Annotated in this window: 23 protein-coding genes; 6 read left to right on the top strand and 17 right to left on the bottom strand. The window is 68.4% G+C overall.

The window, feature by feature from the left end; all coding sequences use genetic code 11:
* Positions 1 to 10 precede the first annotated feature (10 nt).
* The 5 genes from VA599_RS17660 to VA599_RS17680 all read left to right on the top strand — a co-directional run bounded on the left by VA599_RS17660 (position 11) and on the right by VA599_RS17680 (position 5,694).
* On the top strand, positions 11 to 1,189 hold the full coding sequence (locus VA599_RS17660; RefSeq protein WP_346789810.1) for an isochorismate synthase: 1,179 nt from the start codon (positions 11 to 13) through the stop codon (positions 1,187 to 1,189).
* On the top strand, positions 1,186 to 2,793 hold the full coding sequence (locus VA599_RS17665) for a (2,3-dihydroxybenzoyl)adenylate synthase (RefSeq protein ID WP_346789811.1): 1,608 nt from the start codon (positions 1,186 to 1,188) through the stop codon (positions 2,791 to 2,793). Before VA599_RS17660 ends, VA599_RS17665 begins: the two co-directional genes overlap by 4 nt.
* Before the next feature lie 5 nt (positions 2,794 to 2,798).
* Entirely contained in the window at positions 2,799 to 3,677 is an 879-nt protein-coding gene (locus tag VA599_RS17670; RefSeq protein ID WP_021475929.1) for an isochorismatase, read from the top strand.
* A 2-nt stretch (positions 3,678 to 3,679) separates the two neighbouring features.
* Positions 3,680 to 4,444 (top strand): 2,3-dihydro-2,3-dihydroxybenzoate dehydrogenase, encoded by a 765-nt coding sequence (gene dhbA, locus VA599_RS17675; RefSeq protein ID WP_199776132.1) that lies wholly within the window; start codon positions 3,680 to 3,682, stop codon positions 4,442 to 4,444.
* 146 nt (positions 4,445 to 4,590) lie between these two features.
* The gene (locus VA599_RS17680; protein WP_021475927.1) at positions 4,591 to 5,694 is read left to right on the top strand and encodes a 3-deoxy-7-phosphoheptulonate synthase; all 1,104 of its coding nucleotides are present in this window, start codon (positions 4,591 to 4,593) and stop codon (positions 5,692 to 5,694) included.
* 67 nt (positions 5,695 to 5,761) lie between these two features.
* Here the strand turns inward: VA599_RS17680 and VA599_RS17685 are convergent, their stop codons facing one another.
* The 13 genes from VA599_RS17685 to VA599_RS17745 form a co-directional block, all read right to left on the bottom strand.
* Positions 5,762 to 6,952 (bottom strand): anthrax toxin-like adenylyl cyclase domain-containing protein, encoded by a 1,191-nt coding sequence (locus VA599_RS17685; RefSeq protein WP_346789813.1) that lies wholly within the window; start codon positions 6,950 to 6,952, stop codon positions 5,762 to 5,764.
* 189 nt (positions 6,953 to 7,141) lie between these two features.
* Positions 7,142 to 8,182 carry a TyeA family type III secretion system gatekeeper subunit gene (locus VA599_RS17690; RefSeq protein ID WP_346789815.1) on the bottom strand — a complete coding sequence of 347 codons (1,041 nt, stop codon included), beginning with the start codon at positions 8,180 to 8,182 and terminating at the stop codon, positions 7,142 to 7,144.
* Positions 8,175 to 8,840 (bottom strand): hypothetical protein, encoded by a 666-nt coding sequence (locus VA599_RS17695; RefSeq protein ID WP_346789817.1) that lies wholly within the window; start codon positions 8,838 to 8,840, stop codon positions 8,175 to 8,177. Before VA599_RS17695 ends, VA599_RS17690 begins: the two co-directional genes overlap by 8 nt.
* The gene (locus VA599_RS17700; protein WP_346789819.1) at positions 8,837 to 9,391 is read right to left on the bottom strand and encodes a type III secretion system domain-containing protein; all 555 of its coding nucleotides are present in this window, start codon (positions 9,389 to 9,391) and stop codon (positions 8,837 to 8,839) included. The genes VA599_RS17695 and VA599_RS17700 overlap by 4 nt, the downstream gene beginning before the upstream one ends.
* The gene (sctJ, locus tag VA599_RS17705; protein ID WP_104946557.1) at positions 9,388 to 10,089 is read right to left on the bottom strand and encodes a type III secretion system inner membrane ring lipoprotein SctJ; all 702 of its coding nucleotides are present in this window, start codon (positions 10,087 to 10,089) and stop codon (positions 9,388 to 9,390) included. The genes VA599_RS17700 and sctJ overlap by 4 nt, the downstream gene beginning before the upstream one ends.
* Positions 10,086 to 10,337 carry a type III secretion system inner rod subunit SctI gene (sctI, locus tag VA599_RS17710; RefSeq protein WP_104946556.1) on the bottom strand — a complete coding sequence of 84 codons (252 nt, stop codon included), beginning with the start codon at positions 10,335 to 10,337 and terminating at the stop codon, positions 10,086 to 10,088. The genes sctJ and sctI overlap by 4 nt, the downstream gene beginning before the upstream one ends.
* Positions 10,334 to 10,603 (bottom strand): EscG/YscG/SsaH family type III secretion system needle protein co-chaperone, encoded by a 270-nt coding sequence (locus VA599_RS17715; protein WP_346789821.1) that lies wholly within the window; start codon positions 10,601 to 10,603, stop codon positions 10,334 to 10,336. The genes sctI and VA599_RS17715 overlap by 4 nt, the downstream gene beginning before the upstream one ends.
* Before the next feature lie 5 nt (positions 10,604 to 10,608).
* Positions 10,609 to 10,827, bottom strand: a complete 219-nt coding sequence (gene sctF / locus VA599_RS17720; protein ID WP_021478894.1) for a type III secretion system needle filament subunit SctF — start codon at positions 10,825 to 10,827, stop codon at positions 10,609 to 10,611.
* 15 nt (positions 10,828 to 10,842) lie between these two features.
* On the bottom strand, positions 10,843 to 11,562 hold the full coding sequence (locus VA599_RS17725; RefSeq protein WP_346789823.1) for a helix-turn-helix domain-containing protein: 720 nt from the start codon (positions 11,560 to 11,562) through the stop codon (positions 10,843 to 10,845).
* 66 nt (positions 11,563 to 11,628) lie between these two features.
* Positions 11,629 to 11,868, bottom strand: coding sequence for an EscE/YscE/SsaE family type III secretion system needle protein co-chaperone (locus tag VA599_RS17730; protein WP_104946555.1), 240 nt, complete (start codon positions 11,866 to 11,868; stop codon positions 11,629 to 11,631).
* Between the two features lie 13 nt (positions 11,869 to 11,881).
* Entirely contained in the window at positions 11,882 to 13,066 is a 1,185-nt protein-coding gene (gene sctD, locus VA599_RS17735) for a type III secretion system inner membrane ring subunit SctD (protein ID WP_346789825.1), read from the bottom strand.
* 12 nt (positions 13,067 to 13,078) lie between these two features.
* Positions 13,079 to 14,557 (bottom strand): EscC/YscC/HrcC family type III secretion system outer membrane ring protein, encoded by a 1,479-nt coding sequence (locus VA599_RS17740; protein WP_346789827.1) that lies wholly within the window; start codon positions 14,555 to 14,557, stop codon positions 13,079 to 13,081.
* Positions 14,554 to 14,955 (bottom strand): hypothetical protein, encoded by a 402-nt coding sequence (locus tag VA599_RS17745; RefSeq protein ID WP_346789828.1) that lies wholly within the window; start codon positions 14,953 to 14,955, stop codon positions 14,554 to 14,556. The genes VA599_RS17740 and VA599_RS17745 overlap by 4 nt, the downstream gene beginning before the upstream one ends.
* Before the next feature lie 273 nt (positions 14,956 to 15,228).
* On the opposite strand from VA599_RS17745, the gene VA599_RS17750 reads away from it, so the two are divergent.
* The gene (locus VA599_RS17750) at positions 15,229 to 15,867 is read left to right on the top strand and encodes a two component system response regulator (RefSeq protein WP_346789830.1); all 639 of its coding nucleotides are present in this window, start codon (positions 15,229 to 15,231) and stop codon (positions 15,865 to 15,867) included.
* Positions 15,868 to 15,871: 4 nt separating this feature from the next.
* Here VA599_RS17750 and VA599_RS17755 read toward each other — a convergent pair whose 3' ends face one another.
* The 4 genes from VA599_RS17755 to sctT are packed head-to-tail and all read right to left on the bottom strand — an operon-like array spanning position 15,872 to position 21,147.
* A complete protein-coding gene (locus VA599_RS17755) occupies positions 15,872 to 18,613 on the bottom strand; it encodes a two component system sensor kinase (RefSeq protein WP_346789831.1) in 2,742 nt (913 codons plus the stop codon).
* Positions 18,614 to 18,624: 11 nt separating this feature from the next.
* Positions 18,625 to 19,323, bottom strand: coding sequence for a lytic transglycosylase domain-containing protein (locus VA599_RS17760; protein WP_346789833.1), 699 nt, complete (start codon positions 19,321 to 19,323; stop codon positions 18,625 to 18,627).
* Positions 19,307 to 20,371, bottom strand: a complete 1,065-nt coding sequence (locus VA599_RS17765; RefSeq protein ID WP_346789834.1) for an EscU/YscU/HrcU family type III secretion system export apparatus switch protein — start codon at positions 20,369 to 20,371, stop codon at positions 19,307 to 19,309. Before VA599_RS17765 ends, VA599_RS17760 begins: the two co-directional genes overlap by 17 nt.
* Positions 20,368 to 21,147 carry a type III secretion system export apparatus subunit SctT gene (sctT, locus tag VA599_RS17770; RefSeq protein WP_346789835.1) on the bottom strand — a complete coding sequence of 260 codons (780 nt, stop codon included), beginning with the start codon at positions 21,145 to 21,147 and terminating at the stop codon, positions 20,368 to 20,370. The genes VA599_RS17765 and sctT overlap by 4 nt, the downstream gene beginning before the upstream one ends.
* Position 21,148 lies beyond the last annotated feature (1 nt).

Raw genomic sequence — 21,148 nt, forward strand, 5'->3', positions numbered from 1 at the left:
GAGTTAAGCCATGCACACCCAGTCGGCCACGACCGGCAGCGCCGAAGACGGCGAGTTTTATTTCATGTCGTCCCACCGCAGCCTGAAGGCCGGCGGTGTACATGCGCGCATCCACACCCCCGCCCGCGGCGCGCTCGATCCGGACAGCGCGTTCTCCCGCGAAGTGGCGGAAGCCTTCGCCCACGCCCGCGCCGACGGCATCGCCTCTCCGGTGCTGATGGGCGCCATCCCCTTCGACATCGACCAGCCCTCCGAACTGTTCATCCCCGCCCGCCACGCCTTCTTCGACCGCCAAGAGCGCTTGCAGGCGGCCGCCCAGCGCGCCGGCGACGGCGGCAAGGTGGTCGGCTCGCGCAGCATCCCCGACGAACAAGGCTTCAAGGCCGCCGTCAGCCAGGCCATCGAACAATTCAGCCATGGCGAAATCCGCAAGGCGGTGCTGTCCCGCGTGCTGGAAGTGGACTTCGACCGCCCGGTGTCCGCGGACCGCGTGTTCGACGCCGTGTGCGCGCAGAACCCCAACGGCTACCAGTTCCAGCTGCCGCTGGCCGACGGCGGCCGCCTGGTGGGCGTCAGCCCCGAGCTGCTGCTGCAGAAGGAAGGCGCGCGCGTGCGCACCTTCCCGCTGGCCGGCTCCGCCAAGCGCCAGGGCGACCCGGCGGCCGACGCCGCCGCCAGCGCCAAGCTGCTGGACTCGTCCAAGGACCATTACGAGCACAGCCTGGTCATCGACGACATCCAGAGCGTGCTGGGCCCCTATTGCGCCGAGCTGTCCATCCCGTCCGCGCCGTCGCTGCTGGGCACCCGCGCGATGTGGCACCTGGGCTCGCAGATAGACGGCGTGCTCTCCGACGCCTCGCTGCCGATTCTGCAGCTGGCCTGCCGCTTGCACCCGACGCCGGCCATTTGCGGCTTCCCCACCCTTGCCTCGCGCCAGCTGATCCGCGAGATCGAGCCGTTCGAGCGCGGCGTGTTCAGCGGCATCGTCGGCTGGTGCGACGAGCATGGCAACGGCGAATGGGCGGTGACCATACGCTGCGCCACCGTGGCCGATACCCGCGTGCGGTTGTTCGCCGGCGCCGGCATCGTCGCCGCGTCCACCCCGGAATCGGAATGGGCGGAAACCCAGGCCAAACTCGGCACCATGCTGGGCGCCTTCGGCCTGTCCGGCCAGGAGGCGGCGGCATGAGCGTAGCCTTCACCCGCTGGCCCGACGATCTGGCGGCGCGCTACCGCGCCGCCGGCTATTGGAACGACCAGCCGATGACCGAGATGCTGGCCCGGCAATGCCGCGAGCGCCCCGACGCGCCGGCCGTGCTGTGCGGCGAGCGCGAGATCAGCTATGCCGAGCTGGACCGCCGCTCCGACAACCTGGCCGCCTGGCTGCTGGCGCGCGGCGTGGCCCGCCACGACACCGCGCTGGTGCAGCTGCCCAATGTGGCCGAGTTCTACATCGCGCTGTTCGCGCTGTTCAAGATCGGCGCCGCGCCGGTCAACGCGCTGTTCAGCCACCAGAAGCTGGAGCTGTCGGCCTACGCCCGCCAGATCCAGCCCAAGCTGCTGATCGCCGACCGCCGCCACCCGCTGTTCGGCGACGACGCGATGGCGGACGAGCTGGCCGCGATCTCGCCGGCGCTGAGCGTGCGCCTGTTCGCCCACGACGAACTGGAAGCCGTGCTGGAGCGAGACTGCGGCGGCCTGCCGGACCAAGCCGGCCCCAGCGCCGCCGACGAAGTGGCGTTCTTCCAGCTGTCCGGCGGCAGCACCGGCACGCCCAAGCTGATTCCGCGCACCCACAACGACTACTTCTACAGCGTGCGCCGCAGCGCCGAGATCTGCGAACTCGGCCCGCATACCCGCTTCCTGTGCGCGCTGCCGGCGCCGCACAACTTCCCGCTCAGCTCGCCGGGCGCGCTCGGCGTGTTCCATGCCGGCGGCGCGGTGGTCTTGGCGCCCAATCCGGAAGCGCTGGCCTGCTTCGCGCTGGTGGAGCGCCACCAGGTGGACATCGCCGCGCTGGTGCCGCCGGCCGTCGCGCTGTGGCTGCAAGCCGCGCCCGGCCGCGAGGCCCAGCTGAAGAGCCTGAAACTGCTGCAAGTCGGCGGCGCCAGCTTCGCCGAAGCCACCGCCCGCCAGGTGCCGGAAGTGCTGGGCTGCAAGCTGCAACAAGTGTTCGGCATGGCCGAAGGCCTGGTCAACTACACCCGGCTCGACGACGGCGACGACATCGTCTATGGCTGCCAGGGCCGGCCGATGAGCGACGCCGACGAGGTGAAGGTGGTGGACGAAGCCGGCCACCCGGTGCCGCTGGGCGCGCCGGGCATGCTGGCCACCCGCGGCCCCTATACCTTCCGCGGCTACTACCAGGCCCCGGAACACAATGCCCGCGTATTCGACAACGAAGGCTTCTATTACTCGGGCGACGTGGTGGTAGCCGACGAGCGCGGCTACCTGCGCGTGGTCGGCCGGGTCAAAGACCAGATCAACCGCGGCGGCGAGAAGATCGCCGCCGAGGAGATCGAGCACCTGCTGCTGCAACACCCGCAGGTGGCTCAGGCCGCGCTGGTGGCGATGCCCGACGCGATGCTGGGCGAGAAGAGCTGCGCCTACGTGGTGGCGCATGAGGACGGACTGAAATCGGTGGCGCTGCGCCGCTTCCTGCGCGAACAGGGCGTGGCCGACTACAAACTGCCCGACCGTTTCGAACTGGTGGACACCCTGCCGCTGACCCACGTCGGCAAAATAGACAAACAAGCGCTGCGCGGCATGCTGGCCGCCGCGGCCGGAGCCTGAACACAATGAGCATTCCCAAGCTTAACGCCTACCCGCTGCCGCAAGCGGCCGACTTCCCCGCCAACAAGACCGCCTGGCGCGTGGAGCCCAAGCGCGCCGCGCTGCTGATCCACGACATGCAGCGCTACTTCCTGGCCTTCTACGGCGAGGACAGCGCGCTGGTGAACGAACTGGTTTCCAAAGTGGAAGCGCTGCGCCGCTGGGCCGATAGCCATGGCGTGCCGGTGATCTATACCGCGCAGCCCACCGAGCAGAAACCAGAAGACCGCGCGCTGCTGAACGATATGTGGGGCCCGGGCCTCACCACCGCCGATCCGGCGGTGCAGGTGGTGACGCCGCGGCTTGCGCCGCGCGAGCAGGACACCGTGCTGGTCAAATGGCGCTACAGCGCCTTCCAGCGCAGCGATCTGCAGGAAAAGATGAAAGCCTGGGGCCGCGACCAGCTAGTGATCTGCGGCGTCTACGCCCACATCGGCTGCATGATGACCGCCTGCGACGCCTTCATGCGCGACATCCAGGCCTTCATGGTCGGCGACGCGGTGGCCGACTTCAGCGAGGAAGAGCACAAGATGGCGCTGCGCTACGTGGCCACCCGCTGCGGCGCGGTGATCGCGCAGTCCGACCTGGCGGTTGCCGGCGGCGACGCCGCGCTGACACGCGAATGGCTGAAGGCCCAGGTGCTGACCGTGCTGGAAGACGGCGACGACAGCCTGGCAGGCGACGACAACCTGCTGGACTACGGCCTGGACTCCATCCGCGTGATGGAGCTGGTGGCGCAATGGCAGAAGCTGGGCCTGGAAATCGGCTTTGAAGATCTGGCCCAGGACCTGACGCTGGACGGCTGGTGGGCCGCCATCCAGGCCAAGCTGCCGCAGGAAGCCTGATCATGATCGGAATGGATTTCACCGGCCAATGCGTGTGGGTGACCGGCGCGGCCCAAGGCATAGGCCAGGAAGTGGCGCGCCGCTTCGTCGAAGCGGGCGCCCGCGTCGTGGCGCTGGATCTGCAATTCGCGCAGCCGGCCGCTCATTGCGGCGTGATGCGAGAGCTGCCGCTGGACATCCGCGACGCCGACGCCGTGGCCGCGCTGTGCCGCCGCCTGGCCGAGGAGGACGCGCTGCCAGACGTGCTGGTCAACGCCGCCGGCGTGCTGCGTCTGGGCGCGTTCGACGCGCTGTCGGTCGACGACTGGCAGCAATGCCTGGCCGTCAACGTCAGCGGGCCGTTCTACCTGCTGCGCGCGCTGATGCCGCACTTCAAGGCGCGCCGCGCCGGAGCCATCGTCAACGTCGCCTCCAACGCCGCCCACGTGCCGCGCATCGACATGGCCGCCTACGGCGCGTCCAAGGCGGCGATGGCCAGCCTCAGCCACAACGCCGCGCTCGAGCTGGCGCCATACGGCGTGCGCTGCAACGTGGTGTCGCCCGGCTCCACCGACACCCCGATGCTGCGCGGCATGTGGCAGGACGAACACGGCTCCGCCCGCACCATCGCCGGCAAGCCGGAAGCGTTCCGCCTGGGCATCCCGCTGGGCAAACTGGCCACGCCGGCCGACGTCGCCGGCGCGGTGCTGTACCTGGCTTCCGACCTGGCCGGCCACGTCACGATGCAGGACATCGTGGTGGACGGCGGCGCCACCCTGGCCGCCTGAACATGCGGCCCCCGCGACGGGAAGAAGGCCTGCGCGCCGACGGCGCGCGGCCGCCCTGTCGCCGACATCGGGGCCGCCCGCCGGCCCTGCCGCAAACGACGGGCTGAATCCGCGGCTCGTTTGCGGATCATCCTGTGGAGAACATCATGACTACGCTTGCCAGGCCGGAACCCGGCCTACTCGCGCTCGAACACGGCCACGCGCCGCCATCCAGCCAGGCCGACTACCGCTCGATGGCCAGCCCCGCCGAACTGCTGCGCAGTCTGCCGGCCAGCGCGCGCGCCAGCGCCTCGGTCCACGCCGGCCGCGAGGCGGTGAAACGCGTGCTGAGCGGCGATGACCCGCGCTGGCTGGTGGTGGTGGGGCCCTGCTCCATCCACGACCCCCGCGCCGGACTGGACTACGCCGCCCGGCTGGCGGAACTGGCAGCCGAACTGAACGACACGCTGCTGATCGTGATGCGCGCCTATTTCGAAAAGCCGCGCACCAGCGTGGGCTGGAAAGGCCTGATCAACGACCCCTACATGGACGACAGCTATTGCGTGGACGAGGGCATGCACATCGCCCGCCGCTTCCTGCTGGCCGCCGCCGAACTGGGCCTGCCGCTGGCTGGCGAGGCGCTGGACCCGATGTCGCCGCTGTATCTGGCCGACCTCTATAGCTGGATGGCGATCGGCGCGCGCACCACCGAATCGCAGATCCACCGCGAGCTGGCCTCGGCGCTGGACAGCGCGGTGGGCTTCAAGAACAGCACCGACGGCACGCTGGACGCGGCTCTCAACGCCATCGTCTCCGCCAGCGCGCCCCACGCCTATCTGGGCATGGGCAAGGATGGCCGGGTGGCGGTGGTGAACAGCCGCGGCAACCCGCACTGCCACCTGGTGCTGCGCGGCGGCGGCGGACGGCCCAACTACGACTCGGTGAGCATTGCGCTGGCCGAGCAGGCGATGAAGAAGCACGACATTCCGCCGGCCATCATGGTGGACTGCGCGCACGCCAACTCGTGGAAGCAGCACACGCAGCAGCCGCGCGTGCTGGCCGACGCGGTATCCCAGATCCGCCACGGCAACCGCAGCATCCGCGCCTTCATGCTGGAAAGCTTCATCGAACCCGGCAACCAGTCCATCCCGGCCGATCTGGCCCAGCTGCGCTACGGCTGCTCGGTGACCGATCCCTGCGTGGACTGGGACACCACCGCCGACATCCTGCGCGACGCCCGCGCCAAGCTGCGGCCGCTGCTGGCCGGCTGAGTCCGCCCTCCGCCGACAGCGCCCGGGCCGGAAACACGCCGGCCCCGGGCGCAGGCCGGACAGCCGCTCACTCTCCGCCAAGCCTGCGCCGGGCATCGACGAAGCTTTCGCGCCTGACGCCGCTCACTTCTTTTTCCCACAGCGGATTCAAGGGCAGATGGTAGCCGCTGTCCTTGGCCTGCTTCACCAGCTCCGCCAGTTCCTCCTTGTTCGCGATCACGCAGATTTCGTCGAAGCGGCCGATCCTGGCCGGCAGGGCGAAAGTGGCCGGATAGTTCGCGTCCGGGTCCGTCGCCGGGCTGCCGGAATCGGCATTGTGATGCACCACGCGCTCGCCGTCGCCCACCAGGGCCTGATTGATGACGGGAATCATGTCGCGGATGCGCGCCGAGGCATTGCCGATTTCCGCATCCTCGCGGCGATAAAAGCTCTTGGGATTCAGATAAGCGTCCAGCAGGCCGACATTGGCCGGAATCCCGCGGTAATGGTCGATCCGGTCGCGAAAGACCTGATGCGCGACGTCCGGCACCGGCAGATTGTCCTGTGGACCGACATCGCTCAAATGCGGGCCGATCACCAGCAAGTCGTAATCGGCGGTGAGGGGTTTGGCATCGGCGTTGGGAGCCAGCACCTCAATCGGCGCGCCATCGTGGCGGATTTCATAGGCCTCCGCGCCGCCGGGCTGGCGCGCCGCTTCGAAAGCGCACTCCTTGCCGCTGGGCGCTTTCGCGGTGAACGTGCGCACGCCTTCCGCGTTTTCCCGCGACAGATTGTCCAGCACGCCGGCCTGCAGCAGGCTGGACAAGCGCGAACCGGAGATCGTCAACGGCACCGCCGCCGCGTCGCCGTCGCGGATGCACTGCCGGGTTTGGGAATTGAATTTGGCGATGCGGTCGGCCGAGGCGTTCTCCAGCTTGCTGAAGCGCTGATCGACGCAGATCAAGCCGGCCTGCGCGCCCCAGGACGCGCTTTTGCCCTTGATGTGAAACCCCTTGGTGGGATGCCCGGTTTCGATCAGCTCGGTGGCCAGCCGGTCCACCGGCCGGATGCCGATGATGCAGTTATGATCGCGCGCGACCTGCTGCAGCGGAATCAGGTGCGAGGCGACCATCCCGGTTTTATCCTTCACCGCCTCAACCAGCCGTCCCAAGCCCAGCGGCTCGCCGCTTGCGCCCGGCGCCTGGTTCGAAATGGAATCCAGCTGGGATTGGCCGACATTGCCCGGCGTGATCGCCGCGCGATTGAATTGAATGGTCATGTGGTTTGGACTCGCAAATTGCCGACAACTCGATGGGACATGGCGCGCGCCGCCTGCCTCCCAACTTGTTCGGGGACCGTCGCGCGCCAGCGGAGATAATGGCGGCCAACATATCAGCCGGCGCGGGAAACGGCTTTCAGAAAACCGCATATCATTCGGTTTTTGACACAACAATGCCGCGCGGGCCGGCTATTCCAGGCTGCGGTCGCGCAGCTCCGCCACCGCGGCCTCCAGCTGCGCCTTCTGTTCGGTATCGCCGAAGCAGTCCTCGGGCAATAGCTGCGCCAGCCGGCCAAGGGCGTGGGCCAGCCGATACTGCTGCTCGGGCTCCACCGGCGGCAGCGCCTCCGCCACGCTGTCCGCGTTCACCCATACCTGCTCCAGCAGCGACACCACGCCGCGCAGCAGGGTTTCGCCATCCAGAGCCGGTAAGGCCAGCGCCGCAGCGGCCTGGTCGCAATGGGCCTCCAGGCCCAGGATGCGCAACAGCTGCCGGAGGTCGCCGATCACCGCGGCCAGATGGCTGCCGACGATGGCCTGGCCGCTGGCCGACAGCTCGTAGGACAGCACCCGCAGCATGGTGCGCAGCTTGCGTTGCCGCCCATCCCGCTCGCCCAGCGACGCCAGCCACTGCGACAGCTTCTGCCGGGACGCGCCGGCGCGGTGGTAAAGCCGCAGCAGCTCCTGGCGCAAGGCCGGCGTCGTCGCGCCGTATTCCAGCGCGCCGAACAAGGACAAGGCCAGGGTGTCGTCGGCGGTCAACGCCGCCAGCGCCTCTTCCATGCGGCGGCGCAGTTTGGCGTCCGGCCTGCCCTTGGCCAGCCAGGCGGCCAGCTGCAGGGCTATGCGGCCCGGGTCCGGAGTCTGCGCCTGCATCGCGGCCAGCAAGTGCGGCGCGCGCTGCCAGTCCTGCGGGCCGCTCAGCAGGCTGTCCAGATCGGCGGCCTCCACGGCGGCCAGCTCCGCCACCAGCTTCTGCGCCAGCACCCGGCCGCGCGCGCCTTCCTGGCCGATGCCGCCGCGCCGGTTGTCGCGCAGGCGTCCCCCCAGAGCGAAGCCCAGGTCTTCCTGGGTCTCGGTCAGCGCGTCGCTCTGAAACTCAAGCAGCTCCGCCTGCGCCAGCGCCAGCACAGACTCCGCCGCCGGCGGCCTGCCCATCGGCTGGGCGGCGATGCCGTCATCCACCCCGCCCAGCGCCGTTCCCGCCGTCACCTGATCCAGCCTAAGCATGGGCCGCCTCCCGGGCATCGCCCCTCAGTTGCTCCAGCACCCGCGCCTGATGCGCGGGCGTGTCCAGGTGGATGCGCACCAAGCCGTTGTCCAGCCTGGCCTGCCCGACGGACAGCGCGGCGTCGGCCAGCACGGCCACCTCCGGCACATCGGCGTAGGCCTGCTCCGCCGCCCTCAACGCTTGCGGCGCAACATGCAGATTGACGCTGCCGCGCGGCAGCAGCCGCGCCACTTGGCGCTCCACCCGGCGCAGCAACAGCTCGCTTTGATCACAGTTTCCCAACAATGCCTCCAGCACTCCGGCGGTGATGCCGCGCCAACGCAGGGCTAGCTGGCGCGCGATCAAGCCTTCCATTTCCTGTTCGCAGCACAACCAGCGCACCGCGTCGGCCACCGCCTCTTCCCGCGCCAAGACCGCCTGGCGCTCGCCCTCGCGCCTGGCGGCCTCGCGCAGCGCGTCCGCGTCGAGCCGGGCCTGTTCCAGTTCGGCCCGCGCCTGGCGGCGCAGGGCATCGGCGTCGTCGCGCGCCGCCGCCCTCTCCGCCTCCATCGCGGCCAATATGTCCTGCCTGGCCGCCAGTTCGGCGGCCGAAATCACGGTTGCCGCCGGCAATGGCCCCGGCAGAACCGCCACGGGGATTCGCAGCGGATTGTTCATAGCCACCTCGACAATTTTTGCAGCGCCGGCTCAAGCGGCGCCGCTGGCGCTGCCTGCGCGGAAGGCGCCCACAGCAGGCGGCACAAGCGCAGCGACGGTTCGGCCGCGTCCGCCAGCCAGGCGGCGCCCAGCGCGCGGGCGGCATCCGGCAGTTCGGCCGGCGTCAGCTCCGCGGCGGCTGCGCCCCTGGGCAGCAGCGCTTGCAACTGCGTCTGCGCGCGCGCGTCCAGCACAGGCGACAGCGCCTCGCGGTAAGGTTTGAGCAGCAGATAATCGGGACAGCGCAAAGCCCACAGACCCAGCGACGCGCACAGCGCCTCGCGGCGCATGTCGTCCTCCAGCAACGCCTCCGCCAATGGCGACGGCTCGGGCGCGCCGCCCGCATGGCCCAGGCGGCTGGCGATCAGGCTATCCAGCGCCGGCCGCGTCAGCGCCTGGCCTGCATAGGCGGACCGCCAGCCGGCCAGGCCCAGCTTGTCCCACCAGCCATCGGCCATTTCCCGGCCCGGCCGCCGCCACAGCGCATGCAGCCGCCGCAAGGCCGGGTTCATCCGACGGCCTCCGGCCGGCGGCGCCACCACAGCGCGGCGATGCACAGGCCGCCCAGCAACAGGGTTCCCCCTCCCGCGGCGATGGGCAGCCAGGGAATGGCTTGCGCCCTGGGCTCTGCCGCGGGCTGGTAGCGGTATTCCGCCCGCTGCAGGGTGATGCTGATGCGATCGGCGGCCAGGCCGGGAATGCCGTCCCGCACCAGCGCGCGGATTTCCGGCTCGCGCGCGGCCAGGTTGACCTCCGGACTGTATTTGATGAACACCGCCGCCGACGCCGGCGGCGGCGCTTCGCCATCGACGCCGCGCGGCTCGGCCACCGACACCTCGGCGGCCACCACGCCGTCCATGCTGGACAGCATCTTTTCCAGCTGCTGGCTCTTCAGATAGCTGAGCTTGGCTTCCTCCTGCTCCGGCGACGACACCAGCTGGCCGCTGGGGAACAGGTCCTGCATGGTCACCGTCTTGCGCCGCGGCAGGCCGTTCTGGCGCAACACTTCCACCGCGTCGACGAAACGGTCGCGCTCCACCTTCAGCGTCACGCCGTCCTTGGACACCTCCTTGTCCGCCGGAATCTTGTTGTACATCAGCAGCGCCAGCATCTGGTTGGCCTCGCTCTCGTCCAGCTTGCTGTAAAGCTCGCTCTTGCAGCCGGCCAGCAGCAAAACGCTCAGCAGCAGGATCCAAGGCGCGATTTTCATTGCATGCTGACCAGCTTGTTGATCGACTGGGTCAGCGAGCCCGCCACTTTGGCGGTCAGCTCGGAACCGACGGTGAGCTCGCTGAGCGCGCTCTGGGCGGCGAACAGCGCGTCCGGCGAGTCGGCCGCTTTCTGGCTGTCCAGCAAGGCCGCGAAACGCTGCTGGGAAGAGGCGTCGGGCGCTGGCGCCTCGCTCTGCCCCAGCGGAGCGAGGGCGGCTAGGGCGTGGGAAATGGCTTCTATGCTCATGATTTTTCCTCCGAAGAAGTCGCGTTCAGCAAGGCGCGCAAGGGGGCGCAATCGTCGTCCGGCAAGGCGGCCAGCCGGGCGGCGGCGGCCCGGCGGCGGCCCAGGCCGAACAGCAATACGGCCTCGCAGCGCGCCAGTTGGGCTGGGTCGTCCAGCCAGTCGGGCAAGGCGGCCAGGATGTCGTGCATCTCGGCCCGCAGGCCATGGTTGACGGCGGCGAAGCCGGCCTCGATCACCAGGCGGGAAATGGGGGGTTCTGCGCGCATGCTCGTCATCCGATCTTGGAGATGATGCCCATCATCATGTCCTTGACCGCCTTCATCACCGAGCTTTCGTAGCCGATCATCACCGAGTACTGCTGCAGCGCGTACTGCGACTTGAGCATGCTTTCCGGGTTGTTCTGCACATCGCTGTTCATGGCGGCCTCCGCGTTGTTGGCCGCCTGCGATATCTGTCCGCCGATCTGGGAAACGATGGAATCGATGTTCATGAAAGGCTCCTTGGCTCAAAACAGCAGCGACGCCGCAAGCGGCACGGTCGGCGCCTCCCGCCTGACGTCGCTGGGCGACATGCGGAAATGGCGGCGGAAGCTATCGGAAAAGTGCGCCGGGTTGCCGAAACCTGACTCCAGCGCTACGTCGATCACTTTCTTGGTGGTGGTTTCCAGCAAGCCCCTCGCGTATTCCAGCCGTTGCGCCAGCAGCCAGTGCTTGGCGGACACGCCGTACTTTTCCTTGAACAGCTGGTTGAACTTGCGCAGCGGCAGCCCCAGCGCGTCGGCGTAGCGGGCCACCGGCCACGGCTGCAGCCGGTGGCGGTGGATGAAATCGAACAGGTCCAGATCGGCGGCCACCAGATAGCGCAGCAGGGCCGCGCAGTATTCGCCGTCCACCGCCAGGCAATACGACAGCACGAAGCGCAGCATCGCGCAGCGATCGGCCTCGGCCAGTTGCCCCGCCGCGCGCAGCACGCCGTCCTCGGCGGGGATGTTGCGGGGGATGTCCAGCATCGCGCTGCTGCCGCCGTCCGGCAGCAGCTGCTGCATGTCGCGGTAAACCAGTTGCAGCTCCATGGCGGAAACGGGGTAGGCCCGTCCCGTCGCGGACAGCTCCGGCGTCCCCGTTCCGGCCATCAGCAACAGGCTGGGGCCGAGGACCGGATAGCTTTGCCCGGCAACGCGTACCATGTCGTCTTCCGTTGTCAGGATGATGTGCAGACAAGTCATCGCGCGCTCCTTTTGTTCACCATATGGCCATCATCGCGCCGGGCTCCAACCGGCTCCATCAGGTCATCACCTGAGTTGGGCGGTCCCGCGATGCCGTCTATGCCAGACGGTGTCGACCACCCGCATCGCCGCCAGACAGGCCAGCCGCTGGCGCTCCAGCTTGGCGTAGGCGGCGGCACTTTGCGGCTGGCGCTGCCTCAGTCCCAGATCGGCGGCCTCAGCGGCCAGCGCCGCCAGCATCCGTCCCAGATCGCGGCCGTTCGGATCGGCCGCCAATGTGTCTTCAAGTTCAGTCAAGGTATGCATGGAAACTCTCCGTTCAGCCGTGCAAGGGCAGGAACACCAGTTGTCGATTGCCGGCGATGGAAACGCCGGCCGGCGTGATCGCTACGATGCGCATGCCGCGCTTGAGCGGGCTGCCGGGCTGCAAGCGCATGCCGTTGGCCAGCTCCAGATAAGGCTCCCGGACATTGCCGCCCACCCCTGAGATGGCGGCGGGCAGGTAGTCGGCCGGCTGGGCGGTGCTGGCGGCGCTGATGAAGCGGAAGCGCCCGCTCTTGCCGGCTTCGGCGTTGAACCGCGCCAGCAGCGCGTCCAAAGCGGCCTGGCGCGCGGCGTCCAGCTGTCCGGACAAGACCCAGCCCTGCTCCGTTCTGGCCGCGCTGAGGCCGGACAGCAGCCCAGCCTGCCGCAAGCGGTCCAGCAGCGCCGCCAGGGCGTCGGCGCCGCGATCGGTGAAGCGCCAGCCCTGCAGGCCGGGCAATTGATCCAGCGCGGCGGAGAGCTCGGCGAAACGGGCGCCGCTCTCCACCTGGCCGTCGATATCCGCGCGTCCCTGCGCGTCCAGCGACACCGTGACGTCCGGATAGCCGTAGCTGCCCAGCAGCGCGCGCACCGAGCGCCGCAATTCGTCGTCGCACACCGTTTCCTGGCGCAGGCGCACGCCGGCGGCGCGCAGCCTGGCGGTCAGCGCGGACAGCTTCTCGCTGCTGCGGCAGCGTCCGGACAGCAGCAGCCCGCCGCCGTCCAGCCAGCGCGCCGACAATCCCGGCTCGGCGGCCAGCACCTGCGGCAGCCAGACCCGCGGTCCGGGGGCTGTCGGCGGATCGGCGGGCATCGCCGCCCAGGCCAAGGCCGCGGCCAGCGCCAGCGTGGCGGCCAGGATGGCGGCGGCGGAGCGCTTCAGGCTGCCGCGCGGCGGCGCCTTCGGCGCGCCCAATTCGGCGTCAGCGGGCCCCAGCACGAAATGCAGCCCCGCCATGTCTATCGCCGCATTGGGCGGCAAAGGTCCGGGAGAACGGCTGCGGCCGCCCACCCAGCACGGCGTGCGGCTGCCGAGGCTGACCGCGTCGGCCGAGACTTCCAGCGTGGCGACGGCGCCGCCTTCCAGCGGCAACGAGAGGTCGCTGTCGCCGCCGCCCACCGTAAACGGGCCGAGCGGCAAAAACAGCTCGCGTCCGGCCAGCGGGCCGTTAAGCAGCTTGAGCTTGAAACTGGCGTCCATGATCGTCTCCCCCTACAACTGCCGCGGCTCGGCCTTGATCAGGAACAGGCGCACCACATTGCGCTCGCTCTTGGTCGTGCTGCGGAACAGGCCGCCGATCAGCGGCAGATCGCCCAGCAATGGAATCTTGCGCACGCCCTCCACGCTTTCGTCCTGGACAAAGCCGCCCAGCAGCAGCGCCTGGCCCAGATTGAGCCTGGCCTGGGTGGCGATCTCGGCGTTCTGCACCTGCGGCAGCGATTCGGCGCGGCTGATCGGCTTGTCCTGGCGGCCATCCTGGATATTGAGCGTGAGCAGAACCTTGTCGCCGTCGGTTTCGTGGATCAGCCGCGGCGTGACGCGCATCAGCGCCCCGGCCGTCACCGACTCCAGCTTGGCGTTCTTTTCGCTCACCAGCTTGGTGTAGAAAGTGACGCTGCGGTCCAGCACCGCCTGCACATTGTCCAGCGTCACCACCGACGGGCGGGAGACGATCTTGGCCTTGGACTTCTGCTCCAGCGCGGAAAGCCGCAGCATGAAGTTGCCGGAGTTGGACACCAGCGACGAGAAGCTGTCGGACGCCAGGCCGCCGTCGCTGTTGAAGCTGACCGTCCCGCCGCCGATGCGGGCCGATCCGGACCAGTCGATGCCCAGTTCGTTGATGTCGGCGGCGTCCACGTCGATGATGGCCACCGATATCTCGATCAGCCCCGGGCGACGGTCCAGCTTGGGAATCAGATCGGCGTACAGCGGCATGTTCTTCTTGCGGTCGCGGACCAGCACCGCGTTCTGCCGCGTGTCGGCGGAGAACATCGGCAGCCCGCTGGCGTCGGCGGGCGCCGGCGTCTTGTTGTCGGGCAGCGGCAGCGCCCTGCCCTGCGCCATCTCGCGCAGCACCGACACCACGCCGGGCACCACTACGTTCTGGCTGCGGTAGGCGTAGCTGCTGTCCCCGGCGTTGGCGTATTTGAGCGGATAGATGGCGATGGTTTCCTTGTTCTGCTCCTGGTTGAGATTCTGCTCGTCCAGTTGCTTGGCCAATGCCGCCACCCGGGTCAGGCACACCGGCACGCCGTTGACCTGCAGCGCGTTGGCGCCGCCCACCTGGCGCAGCCGGCAGGCGGCGCCGTCCAGCAGGCCGCTCTGGCGGATCAGCCCCTCCAGCTCCGTCCCGCTCAGATAGGCCGGCGTCAGCAGCGCCTGATCCATCTCCTGCGCCTTGTAAACGTACAGCGTGTTGCCGTCGTAATACGGCAGCAGCTGATACAGCCGCGACAGCTCGGACAGCGCCTTGCCGCGCGGACTGTCGCTCAGCTCCCCGGCATAGGCCTCCGTGATCCTGGGGCTGACCACCACCGGCAGGCGGTAGTTGGCGCCCATGTCCTTCAGCACCGAGGCCAGCGGCGTGTTGCGGCTGGAAACGAAAAAGGGCTGTCCGCGCCAGGGAATGGGTTGGGCCGCGGCGGCGCAAGACGCCAGCGCGCCGGCCATCAGCAACGACAGGCATTTCATGCGTATCTCCCGGCAATGGGCAAAACAAGGGGGGGAGCGCGGTCGCGCCCGGCCAACAGCGCCGCCAGCGCCAGTTGTTGCTTGAGCAGCAGGTCGAACTCCACTTCGGTCAGCCGCTCGGGAAAACGGCGCAACAGCCACAGGCTGTCGTCGGCCAGGTATAGAGCGTCGTCGCAGGCTTCCGGGGTGGAGGCCAGCAGCAAGCAGGCTTCCGGCGCTTGCGACACAGGCCGATCCAGGGTCAGCGCCACGGTCAGCCCCGCGTCGAAGCTGCGAGCGCGCGCCCGGTGCGCGCCCAGCATGCCGGTGGCGACCGACCCGGCGGCGGACCAGCGCGGCTGTTCCAGGCGCGCGGCCAAACTGCGCAATGCGGAATGGGGATCGAGTGCTTTTTTCATGCCCTCATGCTGCCAACAGGCGCTATCGTGAAATATCCGGCCTACACCTGAATTTCACGCCGAGCCTGTCCATGGCTCCGCCGGGCGGGGTCGAAGGCGGCGGCATGCCGCGCAGGAAAAACGGCGGCTTGATGGTTCACGGATATAAACCTAATTGGGCATGTCAAAGAACTTAATAATGACCATGATCTGCCCCATAGGCTTATTGTGAATTCTGCTGTCACAGAGAAAATTTCAATTAAAATTAACACTTTATTTACAAGGCCTAGCCAGATGAGTTCACTCCCCCTGCGCGTCCTTATCGTTGAAGACCACTCGCTGCTGGTAGACGGCGTCCGCTCTTTGCTGGCGGACCGGCCGCGGTACGAGGTTGTCGGGGCCGTATCCGATGGGCTGGCCGCCTACGAAGCCTGTCAACAGCTCAATCCGGATTTGGTGCTGCTGGATCTGGGCTTGCCAGGCATGGACGGCATCGATGTGATTCACCAGTTGCGCCGGCGTTGGCCGGCGCTGCGCGTGGTCGTGTTCACCGCGTCGAACGAGGAGCACCGCGGCCGCGCCGCGCTGTCCGCGGGCGCGCTGGCCTATGTGCTCAAGCAGAGCCCGCAGCAGGTGCTGCTGGCCGCGCTGCAGCACGCAGCGCTGGACAAGACCTATATCGACCCCGCGCTCAAGCTGGAAACGCTGGACACCACCGAGCGCACGCTGGGAGAGACGCCGCTGACGCTGCGCGAGCGCCAGGTGCTGAAACTGGTGGCCGAGGGCCGCCGCAACCGCGACATCGCCGAGCTGCTGTCCATCAGCCTGAAAACGGTGGAAACGCATCGCCTCAACCTGATGCGCAAGCTGGACGCCCACAACGCCGCGGAACTGAGCAACTGGGCCCGGCGGCTGGGCGTGCTGGAGTTCTGAGCCTCTACAACACGCTGTCTATCAATCTTCCCAGCGCCTGCCACGCGTCTTTGCGCAGTCCGGCTCCCTGCTGCAGTTGCGCCTCCCAGTGCTCCACCGCCTCGCACACCAGATGCAGCCCGGCCTGGCCCGCCAGCCCCTTGAGCGCATGCAGCAGATCCAGGCTGGCCGCCTGATCCTGCGCGGCCACGGCCTCGCCCAGGCGCAGATAGCGCTGGCGCAAATCCTGCTCCAGCCGCCGCAGGAAATCCGGATCCCGCGCCAGGATGGGCTGGTCGCAGCCGGCGTTGGGCTCCAGCTCCATGCCGCGCGTCAGTTGCAGATCGGCGACGAAGTCCAGCATATGCGCCAGCATGGCCGGCGTCACCGGCTTGGTCAGATACTCGTTGAAGCCGGCGGCCAGCAGCCGCTCCCGCTCGCCCGGCTGGGCATTGGCGGTGAGAGCCACGATGGGGCAGTCCGGGTCCAGCATGCCGTTGGCCTCTTCGCGCCACAGCGCCGTCGTCTGCCCGCCTGACAAGCCGGGCATGCGCATGTCCATCAGCACCACGTCGAAAACATGCGAGCGCCCCAGCGCCAGCGCGTCCTCGCCGCTGGACGCCTCCATGGTGTGGTGGCCCTGCAGGCGCAGCATGCGCCCGACAATGTCACGGTTGGTGTCCACGTCATCCACCACCAGCACCTGCAGCGACCAGACCGAAACCGGCACGTCGCCGTCGTCCAGCCGCGAGCCCGGCGCCCCGTCCGGGTCCAGCCACTGGCGCAGCCGAGCCGGCAGATACGCCAGCTCCGGCGCCTCCAGCATCGGGTTGGCGCCCGCTTCCGGCTGGTAGCCCCAGGCGCGCAATTGCTCATGCAGGCGCTCCGGCGCGACGATGGGGCCGAGGTCCGGCACCATGTCGGCGCATACCGTGCCCAGCGGCAGCTCCAGTTGGAAGCAGGCGCCGCGGCTGGCCGGCATCAGATACAGATCCCCGCCCAGCAAGCGCGCGAGGCTGCGGGCGATCGGCAATCCCAGGCCGCTGCCGGAAACATGGTTGTCCAGCTGATGGAAGGCGGTGAACACCTCGGTCCGCTTTTCTTCCGGTATGCCCGGCCCGGTATCGTGGACGCTGAAATACACCCGCCCCTCCACGCTCCAGGCGCGCAGGACGACGCCGCCGCTCGAGGTGAACTTGACGGCGTTTCCCAATAGATTGATCAGAATCTGTCGCAGGCGCAGACCATCGGTAAGCAACTGCCGCGGAAAGCTGGTCGCCGCCTCGGTCTGCAGCGACAGCCCCTTGTCCAGCGCCTGCAGCTGCACGGTGAGCATGGCCTGGTCTATCAGCTCCAGCGGGTCCAGCGTGGCCGGCGTCACCACCATCTGCCCGGACTCGATCCGCGAGAAATCCAGCAAATTGTTGATGATCTCCAGCAGGTGGCCGGAGCATTTCAGCGCGGTGTCCACCAGATCGTGCTGGCTGGCGGTGCCGCCGATGCGGTTGAGCAGCATCAGCGCGCCCACGATGCCGTTCAGCGGCGTGCGGATTTCATGGCTGATGCTGGTGAGCTGCTCGCTCTTGTTGGCGCTGGCGCGCTCGGCGCGGTACCTGGCCTCCTCCAGCGCCGTCGTGCGCTCGGCCACCTTGGCCTCCAGCTCGGCGTACTGCGCCTGCACCACATCCAGCAGGCGGTTGTAGGCGCAGGCGATCTGCCCCAGCTCGTCCTCGCCCGCTTCCGGCAAACGCTGCTGCGCGCTGACATCCGCCTGGGGGCTGATGGTGCGGACGAAGTGGCTGAGCGTCCGGCCCAGGCTGCGCTGCAGCACCGCGTACAGCAGGCCGACCAGGGACACCAGCACCAACAGCGCCATCGGCAAGTGCCGGGGCAGCGCCGCCAATGCCCTGTCAGTCAGCACGTCCGCCGGATAGAACAGCACCATGCGCCAGCCCGGCGGCTCCACATTGGTGCAGATGGCGCGCACGCCCTCCACCCGCCGCGAATACGGAACTACGCAATCCGGCAGCGACGCCGGCAAGCCGGGAGGCGTCCACGGCGGCAGCGGGGTCAGCGCCCGGCCCGCGCCATCCAGCCAGGCCAGCCAGCCCTCGTGCAGCACATCCAGCTTGTCCAGGCCGAAATTCATCGACAGCTGCACCGTGATGCCGATCAGGTCCTTGCTGGCGGAGTCCTCGGCTGCCACCACCATGCACCACTTCCCGTTGTGCGACTGATAGGGGCGGCCCCAGAGCACGCCGTCGCGCACCGGCTGGCTGCGCAGGCCTCGCAGCTGGGACAAATGCCGCTGGCTTTCGACTTGATGCTTGGGGCCGTTGGCGCTGGACAGCGCGATGCCCTTGTCCATCACCACGAAGGTATTGACCAGATTGCCCAGGCCGCCGCTGCCGAAAGCCTCGACGAAGGCCAGCGCCCGCTCGACGCGCGGCGGCGCGTCCCGGCGCGTCTCGTCGAAAGGGATGTAGTAGGCGCTCAGGTAGCTGCCGCTGCCCACGCTCTCCGACAAGCCGCGCCAGCTGCTGAGCAAGGTGCGCACATCGCGCGACACGCCTTGCAGCTCGGCGCTCTCCTGCGCGGCCCGGTTGGCGGTTTGCGCCTCCAGCCGCTCCACCAGTTCGCGGCGCGTGTCCTGATAGTCCAGAAACAGGGTCACGCCGGTGCCAAGCAGCCAGAACAGCGCGATGGCGCCGCTGAGAACCAGGGACAGGCGAAACGGCAGCGAGGCGCGCCAAGGCAGATTGGGCATGCTGATCCTAATCAAAGTCGGGCCGCCGGAGGCCGCGGGGAGCCGCCGGTGAAAAGCCGCCAGAATTGTTCCATGTCGCCGATGCCTCCCGCGGCGCGGCGCGGCCGGCGAGGCGCGGACACTGGCGCGGCATCCGCCATCGGCGCCGCGTCCGCCTCGCCCTTCAGGCCGGCGTAATGGGCCATGACCTTGCGGACATAGTCCCGGGTTTCGGCATAGGGCGGGATGGCGTTGCCGTAGCGCGCCACCGCGCCCTCTCCCGCATTGTAAGCCGCCAGCGCCAAGTCCAGGCGGCCGCCGAAGCGATTCATCAGCCAGTCCAGATAGGCGGCGCCGGCCTGCAGATTGGCGCGGGGATCGTACAGCGCCGTCTGGCCGAAACGCGCCGCCGTGGCAGGCATCAGCTGCATCAGCCCCACCGCCCCCTTGCCCGACACCGCCTCCGGCCGGTAGGCCGACTCCACCTGCACCACGGCGTGGATCAGCATGGGGTCCAGCGCATGCTGGCGCGCCACATCGTCTATCAATGGCCGATAGCGCTGGGCGGAAGAGGACAGCGGCTTGGCCGCGGCGGATGCAGGTTCGACCCGAACCTCCGGCTCAGCCGCCGACGGCGCGGCTTCGGCCGGCACCGCGTACCATTGCAGCGCCTCCGCGCCCGCCGGCGCGCAAAGCAGCAGCCACAGCAGGACGCTACACAGCAGCTTCATCGTCATCCTCCTCTTGCAGACGGTCGCGGATCAAGCTCAACACCTGCGCCACGGCGGCGAACAACGGCTCGGGAATGTAGTCGCCGGGACGGGTGGACGCCACCAGCGCGCGCGCCAGCGGCACGTTCTCCACCACCGGAATGCCCTGCGCCTCCGCCAGCGCCACGATGCGCCGCGCCAACTCGTCCCGGCCGTACTCCAGCACCTGGGGCAGCGGCGTGTCGTCGGCCTCGTAGCGCAGGCAGACGGCGATATGGGTGGGGTTGCGCACCACCACCGACGATTTGGCCACCTTGCCGGCCAGGCTGCCGCTCTGCACCTCGCGGTGCAGCTCGCGCCGGCGCTGCTTGACCTCCGGGCTGCCCTCGGAATTCTTGAACTCCTGCTTGATGTCTTCGCGCGACATCATCAGCTGCTTGCGCAGCTGATGGTGCTGCATCGCGTAATCCGCCACCGCGAATACCGCGGTGAAGGCCAGCAGCACCGCCCACATCCATTGCGCCATCTGCACGCACACCATCAATCCGGCCTCCAGGCCGGCCTGCGGCAGATGGGCGAACGACGCGGCGTAGCGCTTGATCAGATAGGTGAAGGTCAAGCCCAGCACCCCGACCTTGAGCAGCATCTTGCCCAGCTCGAACAGCGTGCGCGCCGACACCATCTGCTTGACGTTGGACAAGGGATTGATGCGCTCGCCCGACGGCATCAGCGCCTTGGGCGCGAACAAGAAGCCCGACTGGATCAGCCCGACCAGCAGCAAGGCCACCGTCAGCAAGCCCGCCAGGCCGAAAACGAAGCGCAGCATCAGCGCCGCCACTTCGCCCACCAATTTCGCCAGCGCAGCCTGCAGCGGCAGATTCGACACCGCCACCGCGGACGTCATCAGCCCGCCCAAGCCGCGCAGCAGCGCCGGCCCCTCCGCCACCAGCCACAACAGGATCAGCCCCAGCTGCGCCACCGCGGCGATTTCCTGGCTCTTGGCCACCTGCCCCTCTTCGCGGGCGTCGCGTATCCGCTTGGCGGTGGGCTGTTCGGTCTTCTCGCTCACCGCCCCGGCTCCAGCACGCGCGCCAGGCCGCCATCGAAGCGTTCAAAGCCGGCAATGACGTCGGACAGGCCGAACTGCAGGCCGATGATCAGCATCAACAAGGCCACCAGGCTCTTGATCGGCATCGACAGCGAAAACACGTTCAATTGCTGCACCGAGCGATTGATCAAGCCCAGCGCCAGATCCACCAGCACCATCATCACCAGCGCCGGCATGGCAAAACCCAGCCCCAGCGTGTACAGCATTTGCCATTGGCGCTGCAGCAAGGGAATGAACTGGCTGGACCAATGCCAACCCATGCCAGGCGGCAGTTGCTGGTAGGAGGCATACAAGGCCGACAGAAAGGCGTGGAAACCGCCCAGCGCCATGAACAGCACGGCCGCCAGTTGCGAAAACAAGGCCCCCATCGGCGACGACTGCCCGCCTATCAGCGGATTGAGCACGCCCGCCATCGACGCGCCGCGCAGCGTATCCAGCGCGAAGCCGGCCATGTCCACCGCCCAGAACGGAATGGCGGCGGAAAATCCCAGCAGCAGGCCGACGGCGAGTTCGCTGGCGAGCAGCAAGGCATAGGCGGCCGGCGCCTGGATCGGGTCCGGCAAGACCAGCGGCGCCAACAGCGGCAGCGCCGGCAAGGTGGCCATCAGCGCCAGCGCGTTGCGGAGCAGCGCGCTGCCCAGCATCGAAGGGCTGAACAGCGGCAACAGCAGCATCGCGCCCAGCGGGCGCATCATCGCCGCGCCCAGCAGCGGCCACCAGGGATTGAGCTGGTCCATG

The sequence above is a fragment of the Chromobacterium indicum genome (genome assembly GCF_039708975.1).
Classification (GTDB): domain Bacteria; phylum Pseudomonadota; class Gammaproteobacteria; order Burkholderiales; family Chromobacteriaceae; genus Chromobacterium; species Chromobacterium piscinae.